Raw genomic sequence first — 13,953 nt, forward strand, 5'->3', positions numbered from 1 at the left:
CTGCTGGCGCCGCTGAACCATCCGCAGGACGTGGTGATCGCCGACAACCAGGTGCACCTGGCGATGGCCGGCGACAACCGCATCTGGAGCTACGACCTGGGCAGCCGCAGCCTGCGCTGGCGCGCCGGTGCCGGCGCGCTGGAGCTGCGCGACGGCAGCGGCCACCTGGCCGCGTTCGCGCAGCCGTGCAGCCTGGCCGCGGTGCAGCAGGTGCTGTACGTGTGCGATGCGCTGGGCTCGGCGGTGCGCTCGATGCAGTTGCGCGGCGACCTGGTGCAGACCCTGCTCGGCGGCCAGGGGCCGTGGGATTTCGGCAACGAGGACGGGCCGCGCAGCCGTGCCCGCCTGCAGTTCCCGCAGGCGATCGCGCTGAGCCCGGACGCGCCGCTGCTGTGGATCGCCGACAGCGGCAACGGCAGTCTGCGCAGCCTGCGTCTGGGCGGCGGCGAACTGTCCACCGCGGCCTTGCCGCGGCGCCTGCATGGCCCGGGCGGGTTGGCGGTGAGCGCCGGCACGGTGTGGATCGCCGAGACCGACGCGCATGCGGTGCTGCGCTACGACATCGCCAGCGGCGAACTGCACGACGTCGCGATCGGCGAATGAGCACCCCCGCATTGCCCGCGTTCGACGGCAAGGCCTTTGCCGCCAACCTCAGTACCGCGCCCGGCGTCTACCGCATGTACGCCGCCGACGACACCTTGCTCTACGTCGGCAAGGCCGGCGCACTGCGCAAGCGCGTGTCCAGCTACTTCAGCGGCTCGCCGAAGAATGCGCGGACCATGGCCATGCTGGCGCAGGTGGCGCGCATGGACGTCACCGTCACCCGCAGCGAGGGCGAGGCGCTGCTGCTGGAAAACCAGCTGATCAAGTCGCTGTCGCCGCGCTACAACGTGTCGCTGCGCGACGACAAGAGCTATCCCTACGTGCTGCTGACCCGCGAGGAGTGGCCACGGATCACCCTGCACCGTGGCCCGCGCGCGGTGCCCGGGCGCTATTTCGGGCCGTATCCCGGCGTCACCGCGGTGCGCGAGACGCTGAACCTGATGCACAAGCTGTTCAAGCTGCGCAGCTGCGAGGACAGCGTGTTCCGCAATCGTTCGCGGCCGTGCCTGCAGTACCAGATCGGCCGTTGCAGCGCGCCGTGCGTGGCGTTGGTGGCGGCCGACGAGTACGCCGAGGCGGTGCGCCGCTCTACGCTGTTCCTGGAAGGGCGCAGCGATCAGCTCGGCGAGGAATTGGTGCAGGCGATGCAGGCCGCCAGCGAACGTCTGGAGTTCGAACGCGCCGCGCGCCTGCGCGATCTGCTGGGCTCGCTGCGCAGCATGCAGAGCCGGCAATACGTGGACGGCCGTGCCGCCGACCTCGACGTGCTGGCCTGCGCCACCCAGGGCGCCAACGCCTGCGTGCTGCTGCTGGCGTTCCGCGACGGCCGCAACCTCGGCACCCGCGCGTTCTTCCCCAAGACCAACGGCGAGGACAGTGCCGCCGAGGTGCTGGGCGCGTTCGTGTCGCAGTACTACGTCGAGCACGCGCCGCCGCGCGAGGTGCTGCTGGACCGCGAGATTCCCGACGCCGAGCTGATCGAGGCGGCGCTGAGTTCGGCCGCCGAGCGCAAGGTGCAGCTGAAGTGGAACGTGCGCGGCGAGCGCGCCGGCTACCTGGAGCTGGCCAGCCGCAACGCCCAGGCCACCCTGGTCACCGAACTGACCAGCCGCAACGCCCAGCACGCGCGCAGCGAGGCGCTGCGCGAGATGCTCGGCCTGACCGAACCGGTCAAGCGGGTGGAGTGCTTCGACATCAGCCACACCATGGGCGAGGCCACGGTGGCCTCGTGCGTGGTGTTCGATGCCAGCGGTCCGGTGCGCAGCCAGTACCGGCGCTACAACATCAGCGGCATCGAGCCGGGCGACGACTACGCGGCGATGCGCCAGGCGATCGAGCGCCGCTTCCGTCGCGCCGCCGAAGGCGAGGGCAAGGGCGACGTGGTGCTGCCGGACGTGTTGCTGATCGACGGCGGCGCCGGACAGCTGGCGCAGGCCACCGGTGCGCTGGCCGACCTGGGCGTGGACGGGGTGTTGCTGATCGGCGTGGCCAAGGGCGCCGAGCGCCGCGCCGGCCACGAGACCCTGGTGATGCCGGACGGGCGCGAACTGCGCCCGGGCGCGGCGTCGCCGGCGCTGCAGTTCATCCAGCAGGTGCGCGACGAAGCGCACCGCTTCGCCATCACCGGCCACCGCGGGCGCCGCCAGAAGGCGCGCATGACCAGCAAGCTGGAGGATATCCCCGGCATCGGCCCGCGCCGCCGCGCCAGCCTGCTCAAGCATTTCGGCGGGCTGGCCGGACTCAAGGCCGCCGGCGAGGCCGAGATCGCGCGGGTGGAAGGCATCAACGACGCACTGGCCGCACGAATCTACGCTAACCTGCACGGACTGCCGGTGCCCGATCCGGCAGGCGAGTAGAGCAGCGCAATGAAGTTGACCATCCCCACCTGGCTCACGCTGCTGCGGATCGTGATGATCCCCGTGCTGGTGCTGGTGTTCTATCTGCCGTACACCTGGACCAACTTCGCCTCGGCGGCGATCTTCGGCCTGGCCGCGTTCACCGACTGGCTGGACGGCTGGGTGGCGCGGCGCTACCACCAGTACTCCGCGTTCGGCGCGTTCCTGGATCCGGTGGCCGACAAGCTGATGGTGGCGGTGGCGCTGTTCCTGATCGTGCAGGGCCACCCGACGCCGTGGATGGCGTTCTGGGCGGCGGTGATCGTCGGCCGCGAAATCGCCGTGTCGGCGCTGCGCGAGTGGATGGCCGAGATCGGCCAGCGCGCCAAGGTGCGCGTGGCGATGATCGGCAAGATCAAGACCACCGCGCAGATGGTGGCGCTGCTGTGCCTGCTGTACTCGGTGATGCCCGACGGCTCGCCGCCGGAGAGCGTGTGGATGGGCTTGTTCATCTTCCACGTCGGCGACTGGACCCTGGCGATCGCGTCGATCCTGACCCTGTTGTCGGGCATCCAGTACCTGCATGCGGCCTGGCCGAGCCTGCGCGACGACGAGCGCGCGGCGATGGCGGAAAAGAACGCGAAAAAAATCGAAGGCAACGGTTGACAGGCTGCGTGGTCCCGGTAGAATTCGCGGCCTCAAGCGGGAATAGCTCAGTTGGTAGAGCGCAACCTTGCCAAGGTTGAGGTCGCGAGTTCGAGTCTCGTTTCCCGCTCCACATTCAGCAGTACCGACATCCAGTGCAGATGCACAGGATGTCCGAAAAAGGGCTTCGGCCCTTTTTTCATGCCCGCATGCCGGCCGAAGCCACGGCGCTCGCCTGACCCGGGGCATGGCGCATCGCCGGTGCGGATGCGCCGTCCCGATTGTCGTGCCAGCCGCGCGGAGGCGAGAACGTCCCGCCTCCCTCACTGCGGCCCCGTTGGCCGAGCATTCGCGACCGTTGCAGCATGGGCCGCGCCGCTGGCGCAGGTTACGCGCTGACGCGGCCCCAGCCCGGCAATTTTTTCCTTCGCGCCTTGCAGGCGCGCGGCTGACTTCACGTCACGCCCACGCGCGCATGCACGCATTGCGTACGCGTCGGTCACAGAACGGGACAGGCCGTCGCCGAAACGTCCGCGGCATCGCGCGCAGCGACGCCGTCCGCCGCATTGCGCTGCGGTTTCGCCGGTACTTGGCACGCGATTTGCGCTGAGTCTCCCACGCCAGGCGATGACGCCCGGCCTCTGCGAGGAGTCGATGATGGATGGCGCAATTCCTTCCCCTACCACCCAAGCGCCACCGCGCGCGTTGGTCGCCGGCGGTGCCGGCTTCGTCGGCGCGCATCTGTGCGAGCGTCTGCTGGACGACGGTTACGACGTCACCGTGCTGGACAACCTGCTGACCGGTTCGCTGGACAACATCGCGCACCTGCTGGCGCGTCCGCGTTTCCGCTTCGTCGCCCACGACGTAGTGCAGCCGTATCAGGCCAAGGTCGACTGGGTGTTCAACCTGGCCTGCTGCGCTTCGCCGGTGCATTACCAAGCGCGTCCGCTGCATACCCTGCAGACCTGCCTGGAAGGTGCGATCAACCTGTTGGAGGTGGCGCGCAGCAATGGCGCGACCATCTTCCAGGCCTCCACCAGCGAGGTCTACGGCGAGCCGGAAGTGCATCCGCAGCGCGAGGACTATCGCGGCGCGGTCAGCCCGATCGGCCCGCGCGCCTGCTACGACGAGGGCAAGCGCTGCGCCGAAGCGGCGTTCTTCGACTATCACCGCCTGTATGCCACCGACATCAAGGTCGGGCGCATCTTCAACACCTACGGGCCGCGCATGCGCAACGACGACGGCCGGGTGGTGTCCAACCTGATCGTGCAGGCGCTGCGCGGGCAACCGCTGACCCTGTACGGCGACGGCAGCCAGACCCGCTCGTTCTGCTACGTCTCCGATCTGGTCGAGGGCATCGTGCAACTGATGCGCAGCCCGCGTGGCTGGACCGGTCCGGTCAACCTCGGCAACCCGCACGAGATCACCGTGGCCGAACTGGCGCAGCGCATCCTCGCGCTGACCGGCTCGTCCTCGCGCATCGTGCGCCGGCCCATCCCCAAGGACGATCCGACCCGGCGTTGTCCGGACATCGGCCTGGCGCGGCGCGAGCTCGGCTGGGAACCGCGGGTGGCGCTGGACGAGGGCCTGTGCAGCACCATCGCCTGGTTCCAGGCGCATCTGCACGACATCCCGGACCTGGAGGTGGAACGTGACTGTGCATGAACTCAGGAGCAGCGCCAGCCGCGCGCAGGCCGGCAAGCGCGTGCTGATCACCGGTGGCGCCGGCTTCGTCGGCTCGCATCTGGCCGACGAACTGCTTGCCCACGGCTACCGGGTGCGGGTGCTGGACAACCTGTGCGCGCAGGTGCACGGCATGCAGGCCGCGCGACCGGCGTATCTCGCGGAGGACGTGGAGCTGATGGTCGGCGACGTCTGCGATCCGGTGGCGGTACGGCTTGCGCTGCGCGATGTGGACGGGGTGTTTCACCTCGCCGCGGCAGTCGGCGTCGGCCAGAGCATGTACCAGATCGCGCACTACACCCATACCAACAATCTCGGCACCGCGGTGCTGCTGGAAGCGCTGGTGGAGCGGCCGGTGCAGCGGCTGGTGGTGGCGTCGAGCATGAGCATCTACGGCGAGGGCGCCTACGTCGATGCCGACGGCACGCCGGTGCCGGTGCGCGAGCGCCCGCTGGCGCAACTGCGCCGCGCGCAGTGGGAGCCGAGCGTGGACGGGCGCCCGCTGCAGCCGGTGCCGACCGACGAACGCAAGCCGGCCGAACCTTCCTCGGTGTACGCGCTGTCCAAGCTGGACCAGGAACGCCTGTGCCTGATCGTCGGCCAGGCGTATGCGATCCCGACCACCGCGTTGCGCTTCTTCAACATCTACGGCACGCGCCAGGCGCTGTCCAATCCCTACACCGGTGTGCTGGCGATCTTCGCGGCGCGGTTGCTCAACCGCAAACCGCCGGTGATCTTCGAGGACGGTGCGCAACGCCGCGATTTCGTCCATGTCAGCGACGTCGCGCGCGCCTGCCGCCTGGCCTACGAATGCGAAAGCGCCGCCGGCCTGGCGCTCAACGTCGGCAGCGGCCAGGCGGTCAGCATCAACGAAGTGGGGCAGCGCATCGCCGCGGCGATGGGCATCGACGATCTGCCGCCGCAGGTCTCCGGCAACTACCGGGTCGGCGACATCCGCCACTGCTTCGCCGATATCGCGCTGGCCCGCGAACGCATCGGCTATGCGCCGCAGGTGGACCTGCAGCAGGGCCTGGAAGAACTGGTGGAGTGGCTGCGCGAGCAGACCGCCGCCGACGGCGTGGAGGCGGCCAATGCCGAGCTGGCGCGGCGGGGGTTGCAGGGATGAGCGCACAGGCACGCGAACGGCTGGCCGAGATCGGCCTGATCGAATGGTTGCGCATCGGCGACGAGGATGCGGTGCATGCGCTGTTGCGCGACATGCGCGAGCTCGGCGTGCGCCGGCTGCGCACCCAGTTCTCCTGGGCCGACTGGCACACCGCCGAAGGCGAGCGCTGGTACGCCTGGCTGATGCCGCTGCTGAGCGCCCACTGCGAGGTGCTGCCGTGCTTCTGCTACACCCCGCCATCGCTGGGGCTGGAGCCGCGCACGGCGTCGCCGCCGCGCGACAGCAAGGCCTTCGCCGATTTCATCGACCAGGTGGTGGGTCGCTTCGGCGCCGGCTTCGAGTGGATCGAACTGTGGAACGAGCCGAACAACCTCAACGACTGGGACTGGCACCTGGACCACGACTGGCAGCGCTTCGCCGAGATGATCGGCCAGGCCGCGCACTGGGCGCACCAGTTGGGCAAGAAGACCCTGCTCGGCGGCATGTGCCCGACCGATCCGAACTGGCTGGCGCTGATGGCGCAGCGTGGGGCGCTGGCGCACATCGACGCGGTCGGCGTGCACGGCTTTCCCGGCACCTGGGATTTCCGCCGCCGGCCGTGGGCGGAGGTGCTCGGCGACGTCCGCGCGGTGCTGGCCGCGCACGGTCTGCAGCCGCAGGTCTGGCTCAGCGAGACCGGGTATTCGACCTGGCGGCATGACGAGATCGAGCAGGTACGGCAGTTGCGCGAGACCCTGGATGCGCCGGTGGAGCGGCTGTACTGGTATGCCGCGCGCGACCTGCACGGCAGCATCAGCCACCAGGACGGTTTCCACGAGGACGAGCGCCACTATCACTTCGGCCTGCGCGACGAGCGCGGCCGCGCCAAGCTGCTGTACCGGCTGTGGGCCGAGCAGGGCTACGACGGCATCCAGGCGCTGGCGTCGCTGCACCACGAGCACGGCGCCAACCTGTCGCGCGCGCCGCGCCCGGACCTCGCGCCGGCGCCGACGGTCGCGCCACGCGCCGACGCGCACGCGCCGATCCACACCCTGCCGCGGTCGCGTGGGCAGGATGCGGTGCTGATCACCGGCGGCGCCGGCTTCATCGGCACCAATCTGGCCGCGCGCCTGCTCGACAGCGGACGCCGGGTCATCGTCTACGACAACCTGTCGCGCCCGGGCGTGGAGCACAACCTGCAGTGGCTGCGTCGCCACTATCCCGGCGAGCGTCTGCAGGTGGAAGTGGGCGACGTGCGCGATCGGCATCTGCTCGGCGATGCAGTGGTGCAGGCGGCGCAGGTGTTCCACCTGGCCGCGCAGGTGGCGGTGACCTCCAGCCTGGAGGATCCGTCGCACGACTTCGAGGTCAACCTGCGCGGCACCTTCAACGTGCTCGAGGCGATCCGCGGCGCGCGGCGCCCGCCGCCGCTGCTGTTCACCTCCACCAACAAGGTCTATGGCGCGCTGGACGACGTCGCTCTGGAAGCCGACGCGCAGCGCTACCAGCCGAGCGATCCGCTGCTGCGCGCGCGCGGCATCGACGAGCGCCACGCGCTGGATTTCCACAGCCCCTACGGCTGCTCCAAGGGCGGTGCCGACCAGTACGTGCTGGACTATGCGCGCAGCTTCGGCCTGCAGGCGGTGGTGCTGCGGATGAGCTGCATCTACGGCCCGCACCAATGCGGCAACGAAGACCAGGGCTGGGTCGCGCATTTCCTGATCCGCGCGCTGCAGGGGCAGCCGATCACCGTATACGGCGATGGCCGCCAGGTCCGCGATCTGTTGTTCGTGGACGACCTGGTCGAGGCGTTCCTGCAATGCCAGGCGCAGATGCCGCGGCTGTCCGGGCGGGCGTTCAACATGGGCGGCGGCCCCGCCAACGCCGCCAGCCTGCGCGAGGTGCTGCGCCGGATCGAGTCGCTGGTCGGCCATCGCCTGGAACTGGCGCACGCGGCGCCGCGGGTCGGCGACCAGCGTTATTACGTCTCCGACACCCGCGCCTTCGCCGCGGCCACCGGCTGGTCACCTCGCGTCGGCGCCGAGGCCGGCATCGCCCGGCTGCACCGCTGGCTGCACACGCAGGCCGAGCGCGCCGCACCTGTTTCCCCACCGCAACGGAGGATCCACGCCGCATGAACAGCATGCATGCCGCCGTGTTCGAAGGCCCGGGCCGCATCGTCACGCAGCGCCAGTCGCGTCCCGAACCCGCCCCGCAGCAGGTGCGGGTGCGCCTGCAGGGCTGCGGCGTGTGCGCGTCCAATCTGCCGGTGTGGGCCGGCCGGCCCTGGTTCGCCTATCCGTTCGAACCCGGTGCGCCGGGCCACGAAGGCTGGGGCGAGATCGACGCGGTCGGTGCCGAGGTGCAGGGCTGGGCGCCGGGCGACCGAGTCGCGCTATTGTCCGGCCGGGCCTACGCCGAGTACGACCTGGCCGAGACCGATGCGCTGGTGCGGTTGCCGCCGGCGCTGGACGGCCGCGACCTGCCTGGCGAGCCGCTGGCCTGTGCGATGAACATCCTGCGCCGCAGCGACATCCGCCCCGGCCAGACCGTGGCGGTGGTCGGAGTGGGCTTCATCGGCGCGCTGTTGATCCAGTTGGCCACCGGCCTGGGTGCGCAGGTGATCGCGCTGTCGCGGCGCGACTTCGCTCTGCAGGTCGCGCGCCAGTGCGGCGCCAGCGCCACGCTGGCCACCGAGGATCGCTACGCGGCGATCGGTGCGGTGCACGAACTCACCGGCGGCAGCGGCTGCCTGCGGGTGATCGAGGCCGCAGGCGAGCAGGTCACCCTGGATATCGCCAGCGCGCTGTGCGGCGAGGGCGGGCGCCTGGTCATCGCCGGCTACCACCAGGACGGCCCGCGCCAGGTCGACATGCAGCAGTGGAACTGGCGCGGCCTGGACGTGGTCAACGCGCACGAACGCGATCCGCGGGTGGCGTTGCGCGGCTTGCAGGAGGCGGTGGAGGCGGTCGCCGACGGGCGTCTGGACCCGTTCCCGCTGTTGACCCATCGCTACGCGCTGGACCAGTTGCCGCAGGCATTCGCGGCAATGGACGCGCGCCCGGATGGGTTCCTCAAAGCCGTGGTGCTGGCATGAACGCGTACGCGCAACCGCGCTGGCGCGCGCCACGGCTGGGCTTCCTCGGGGTCGGCTGGATCGGCCGCGCGCGCATGCGCGCCCTGGCCGACAGCGGGCTCGGCGAGGTGGTGGCGATCGCCGATGCCAGCGCGACGACGCTGCACGACGCACGCCAAGACGCACCGGCCGCCGACCTGCTGCCCGACCTGGAGGCGCTGCTGGCGCGCGAGGACCTGGACGGCCTGGTCATCGCCACGCCCAGTGGCGCGCACGCGGCGCAGGCCGCCGCGGCCTTGCAGCGCGGCCTGGCGGTGTTCTGCCAGAAGCCGCTGACCCGCACCGCCGCCGAAGCCGAGCAGGTGCTGGCGCTGGCGCAACGCCACGACCGCCTGCTCGCGGTGGATTTCAGCTACCGCTTCGCCAAGGGCATGGCGACGCTGCGCGAGCAGATCGCGCAGGGCGCATTGGGCGAGGTGTTCGCGATCGACCTGCTGTTCCACAACGCCTACGGCCCGGACAAGGACTGGTTCTACGACATCGCCCGTTCCGGCGGCGGCTGCGTGATGGACCTGGGCATCCATCTGCTGGATCTGGCGATGTGGCTGACCGGCAGCGGCGGCCATCACGAGCTGCAGGCGGCGCTCTACGCGCAAGGCCGGCCGCTGACCCGGCCGGTGCGGCAGGTGGAGGACTACGCCAGCGCACAGTGGCGCATGGACAACGGCGCCAGCGTGCGCATGGCCTGCTCGTGGCGGCTGCCGGCCGGTTGCGACGCGGTGATCCAGGCCAACGTGTACGGCACCGGTGGCGGCGCGGCACTGCGCAATGTCGACGGCTCGTTCTTCGACTTCACCGTGGACCGCTTCGACGGCACGTGGTGCGAGCGCCTGGCTTCGCCACCGGACGCCTGGGGCGGGCGCGCCTTGCTGGACTGGGCCGAGCGCCTGGCCACCGACCCCGGCTTCGACCCGGCGGCGCTGCATCTGCTCGAGGTCGCCCGCACCGTGGATGCGCTCTATGGACGCTGAGCGCCCGCTGCGGATCCTGATGACCGCCGACACCGTCGGCGGCGTGTGGCAGTACGCGCTGAGCCTGTGCCGGGTGCTGACCGCGCAGGGCGATCGCGTGGAACTGGCGACGATGGGCGCGACCCCCACGCCGGCGCAGTGGCGCGAGGCCGCGGCGATCCAGGGACTGCGCCTGCATGCCAGCGGCTACCGGCTGCTGTGGATGGACGATCCCTGGGCCGATGTGTCCTCGGCCGGGCGCTGGCTGCAGGCACTGGCGGCGCAGGTGCGTCCGGACGTTGTGCATCTGAACGACTATGCGCACGGCGCCCTGGCGTGGCCTGCGCCGGTGCTGATGACCGCCCATTCCTGCGTCGGCTCCTGGTGGCAGGCGGTGCGCGGCGAGGCGCTGCCGCCGGAGTGGGATCACTACCGCGCCACGGTCGCCGCGGGCCTGGCGGCGGCCGATCACGTGGTCGCGCCGACCCAGGCGATGCTGGCGGCACTGCGCGCGCAGTATCCGCTGGACGTGCCGTGCAGCGTGATTGCCAATGGCACCGCGCCGCTGTCGCGGCCGGTGCCGGCCAGCGCCAAGCAGCCCCTGGTGCTGGCGGCAGGACGGCTGTGGGACGAGGCGAAGAATCTGCGGACGCTGGCCGCGGTGGCGCCGCAGCTGCCCTGGGCGCTGCGCATTGCCGGCGAAGCGGCGCATCCGGACGGCGGCACCGCAGCGATTGCGTCGGCGCTGCGACTGGGCCAGCTGCCGCCGTCGCGTCTGCGCCGCTGGATGGCCCGCGCCAGCGTGTATGCGCTGCCGGCGCGCTACGAACCGTTCGGGCTGTCGGCGCTGGAAGCGGCGCAGGCCGGCTGCGCCCTGGTACTGGGCGACATCCCCAGCCTGCGCGAGGTCTGGGGCGATGCGGCGCTGTACGTCGCGCCGGACGACGCACGGGCGCTGACGGCGCAGTTGCAGCGCCTGATCGGCGATCCGCTGCTGCGTCAGCGCATGGCCCGGCGCGCGGTCGCGCAGGCGCGCCGCTACACCGCCACTGCCATGGCCGCGGCCTATCGCCAGCGCTATCGGGCGCTGATCGCGCATCGCGGCACGCCGCGCGTGACCGGACGGGCCGGCCCGCCGGTCCCCATGTTCTCCTCGATCGGAGTCGGTGCATGAACTTCGTGCTGTTCTATCACTCGCTGGTGTCGGACTGGAACCACGGCAATGCGCATTTCCTGCGCGGGATCGTCGCCGACCTGCAGGCGCGCGGGCATGCGGTGGCGGTGTACGAGCCGCACGACAGCTGGAGCCGCGCGCAACTGCAGGCGGAGGAGGGCGAGGCGCCGTTGCAGGCCTTCGCGGACGCCTTTCCGCAGCTGCGCAGCACGCGCTACGACCTGGCCACACTGGATCTGGCGCAGGTGCTGGACGGTGCCGACGTGGTGCTGGTGCACGAGTGGAACGCGCCCGAGCTGATCGCGCGGATCGGCCGCGAAGCGCCTGTCGGCTGCCGCGTGCTGTTCCACGACACCCACCACCGCTCGGTCAGCGCCCCCGACGAGATGGCGCGGTTCGATCTGTCCGACTACGACGGCGTGCTCGCCTTCGGCGAGGCGGTGCGCCAACAGTATCTGCGCCACGGCTGGAGCCGGCGCGTATGGACCTGGCACGAAGCGGCGGATCTGCGCGTGTTCCAGCCGCAACTCGGGCAGGCGCAGCAGGGCGACCTGCTGTGGATCGGCAACTGGGGCGACGACGAGCGCGCGCAGGAACTGGACACGTTCCTGATCCAGCCGGTACGACGGCTGCGCCTGCGCGCGCGCATCCACGGCGTGCGCTATCCGCCGCAGGCCCTGCAGGCGCTGGCCGAGGCCGGCATCGACTATGCCGGCTGGCTGCCCAACCACCGCGCGCCGCAGGCGTTCGCGCATTTCCGCGTCACCGTGCACGTGCCGCGGCGGCCGTACGTGCGCGCGTTGCCCGGCATCCCCACGATCCGCGTGTTCGAGGCGCTGGCCTGCGGCATCCCGCTGGTCTGCGCACCGTGGGACGACGTCGAGCAGCTGTTTGCGCCCGGGCGCGATTACCTGGTGGCGCGCGACGGCGCGCAGATGCAGCGCCACCTGCACGATGTGCTGCACGACGCCGAGCTGGCCGCGGCGCTGCGCATGCACGGCCTGCACACCATCCGCACCCGCCACAGCTGCGCGCATCGTGTCGACGAACTGCTGGCCGTGCTCGCCGAACTCGACGCGCCCGCGGCGCACCCCGACCACCGGAGCCTCAGTCATGCCTAGCCCGTTGCACATCGCCGTCTTCGGTTCCAGCCTGGTGTCCTCGTACTGGAACGGCGCCGCCACCTACTACCGCGGCCTGCTGCACGCGCTGGCGCAGCGCGGCCACCGCATCCATTTCTTCGAACCCGATGCGTTCGGGCGCCAGCAGCACCGCGATATCGACGATCCGGAGTGGGCCCAAGTCACCGTCTATCCCGGTGCGGCCGAAGCGGACGCGGCGCGCGCACTGGAACAGGCACGCGGCGCCGACGTGGTGGTCAAGGCCAGCGGCGTCGGCGTGTTCGATGCGTTCCTGGAGCGCGAAGTGCTGGGCCTGCGCTCGCCGCGCACCCAGGTGCTGTTCTGGGACGTGGACGCGCCGGCGACGCTGGAGCGGGTGCAGGCCGATGCGGGCGATCCGTTCCGCGCGCAGATCCCGCGCTACGACCTGGTGCTGACCTACGGCGGCGGGCCGCGCGTGGTCTCCGCCTATCGCGCACTGGGCGCGGCCGAATGCGTGCCGATCTACAACGCGCTGGACCCCTCGAGCCACCATCCGTCGCCGGCGCAGCGGGATTTTGCCGCCGACCTGGGCTTCCTCGGCAACCGCCTGCCGGACCGCGAGGCGCGGGTGCGGCAGTTCTTCCTGGAACCGGCGCGGCGCCTGCCTGACGCGAGATTCCTGCTCGGCGGCAGCGGTTGGGACGCAGACCTGCCGGACAACGTGCGCACGCTCGGCCACGTGTCCACGCGCGACCACAACGCCTTCAACTGCAGCGTGCGCATGGTGCTCAACGTCAACCGCGACAGCATGGCGCGCTTCGGCTGGTCGCCGCCGACGCGGGTGTTCGAGGCGGCCGGCGCCGGCGCCTGCCTGATCGTCGATGCCTGGGAAGGGATCGAGGCGTTCCTCGAACCGCAGCGCGAGGTGCTGGTCGCGCACGACAGCGAGCAGGTGGCGCATTACCTGCAACGCATCGACGCCGCGCAGGCGCAGGCGATTGGCGCGCGGGCACGGCAACGCCTGTTGCGCGACCACACCTACACGCACCGTGCGCGCGAGGTGGAAGCCTTGCTGGACGCGCGGCAGCGGGAGGCGGCGTGATGGCCGCGCGCGATATCGTCATCCTCGGCCTGAGCCTGCGCTCGTCCTGGGGCAACGGCCATGCCACCACCTACCGCGGACTGATCGCCGCGCTGCAGGCGCGCGGCGACCGCGTGCTGTTCCTGGAGCGCGACGTGCCTTGGTACGCCGAGCACCAGGATCCGCCGGCGCAGTTGCCGTGCGCGCCGGTGCTGTATGCCAGCCTCGAGGAACTGCAGGATCGGCACGCCGCCGCGATCGCCGCGGCGGACCTGGTGATCGTGGGTTCCTACGTGCCCAACGGCATCGCCGTGGGCACGTGGGTGCAGCAGACCGCGCGCGGCGTGGTCGCGTTCTACGACATCGACACCCCGGTGACCCTGACGGCGCTGCAGCGCGGCGACTGCGCCTACCTGTCGCCGGCGCTGATTCCGCACTATGACCTGTATCTGTCCTTCACCGGCGGCCCGACCCTGCAACGCTTGGAACGCGTCTACGGCGCGCCGCGCGCGGTGCCGCTGTACTGCGCGTTCGATCCGGAGCAATACCGGCCGCAGCCGCAGGCGCATCGTTACGACCTGGGCTACATGGGCACCTACAGCGACGACCGCCAGCCGCCGCTGGAGCGGCTGGTGGTG

The 13,953-nt window shown here is 70.9% G+C and carries 10 protein-coding genes, 1 tRNA gene and 2 pseudogenes; all 13 read left to right on the top strand.

The window, feature by feature from the left end:
* Positions 1-603 (top strand): annotated as a pseudogene (locus tag D180_RS09710) (hypothetical protein); the annotation flags it as partial.
* A complete protein-coding gene (uvrC, locus tag D180_RS09715) occupies positions 600-2,459 on the top strand; it encodes an excinuclease ABC subunit UvrC (RefSeq protein ID WP_017912638.1) in 1,860 nt (619 codons plus the stop codon). The pseudogene D180_RS09710 and the gene uvrC, both read left to right, overlap by 4 nt.
* Positions 2,460-2,468: 9 nt before the next feature.
* The gene (gene pgsA / locus D180_RS09720) at positions 2,469-3,104 is read left to right on the top strand and encodes a CDP-diacylglycerol--glycerol-3-phosphate 3-phosphatidyltransferase (protein ID WP_017912639.1); all 636 of its coding nucleotides are present in this window, start codon (positions 2,469-2,471) and stop codon (positions 3,102-3,104) included.
* Between the two features lie 36 nt (positions 3,105-3,140).
* A tRNA-Gly gene (locus D180_RS09725) sits at positions 3,141-3,216 on the top strand.
* Between the two features lie 524 nt (positions 3,217-3,740).
* Positions 3,741-4,748 (top strand): UDP-glucuronic acid decarboxylase family protein, encoded by a 1,008-nt coding sequence (locus tag D180_RS09730; protein ID WP_051064798.1) that lies wholly within the window; start codon positions 3,741-3,743, stop codon positions 4,746-4,748.
* Positions 4,735-5,892: an NAD-dependent epimerase/dehydratase family protein gene (locus D180_RS09735; protein WP_223875492.1), complete on the top strand. Its 1,158-nt coding sequence runs from the start codon at positions 4,735-4,737 to the stop codon at positions 5,890-5,892. Before D180_RS09730 ends, D180_RS09735 begins: the two co-directional genes overlap by 14 nt.
* Positions 5,889-8,009 (top strand): NAD-dependent epimerase/dehydratase family protein, encoded by a 2,121-nt coding sequence (locus tag D180_RS09740; RefSeq protein WP_017912642.1) that lies wholly within the window; start codon positions 5,889-5,891, stop codon positions 8,007-8,009. Before D180_RS09735 ends, D180_RS09740 begins: the two co-directional genes overlap by 4 nt.
* A complete protein-coding gene (locus tag D180_RS09745; RefSeq protein ID WP_017912643.1) occupies positions 8,006-8,968 on the top strand; it encodes a zinc-binding dehydrogenase in 963 nt (320 codons plus the stop codon). The genes D180_RS09740 and D180_RS09745 overlap by 4 nt, the downstream gene beginning before the upstream one ends.
* The gene (locus D180_RS09750; protein ID WP_017912644.1) at positions 8,965-9,978 is read left to right on the top strand and encodes a Gfo/Idh/MocA family oxidoreductase; all 1,014 of its coding nucleotides are present in this window, start codon (positions 8,965-8,967) and stop codon (positions 9,976-9,978) included. Before D180_RS09745 ends, D180_RS09750 begins: the two co-directional genes overlap by 4 nt.
* On the top strand, positions 9,968-11,131 hold the full coding sequence (locus D180_RS09755) for a glycosyltransferase family 4 protein (RefSeq protein ID WP_017912645.1): 1,164 nt from the start codon (positions 9,968-9,970) through the stop codon (positions 11,129-11,131). The genes D180_RS09750 and D180_RS09755 overlap by 11 nt, the downstream gene beginning before the upstream one ends.
* Positions 11,128-12,252, top strand: coding sequence for a glycosyltransferase (locus tag D180_RS09760; protein WP_017912646.1), 1,125 nt, complete (start codon positions 11,128-11,130; stop codon positions 12,250-12,252). The genes D180_RS09755 and D180_RS09760 overlap by 4 nt, the downstream gene beginning before the upstream one ends.
* Entirely contained in the window at positions 12,245-13,336 is a 1,092-nt protein-coding gene (locus D180_RS09765; protein ID WP_043090726.1) for a glycosyltransferase, read from the top strand. Before D180_RS09760 ends, D180_RS09765 begins: the two co-directional genes overlap by 8 nt.
* A pseudogene (locus tag D180_RS09770) lies at positions 13,336-13,953 on the top strand (hypothetical protein); the annotation flags it as partial. The gene D180_RS09765 and the pseudogene D180_RS09770, both read left to right, overlap by 1 nt.

The organism is Xanthomonas sp. SHU 166, assembly GCF_000364685.1.
Classification (GTDB): domain Bacteria; phylum Pseudomonadota; class Gammaproteobacteria; order Xanthomonadales; family Xanthomonadaceae; genus Xanthomonas_A; species Xanthomonas_A sontii.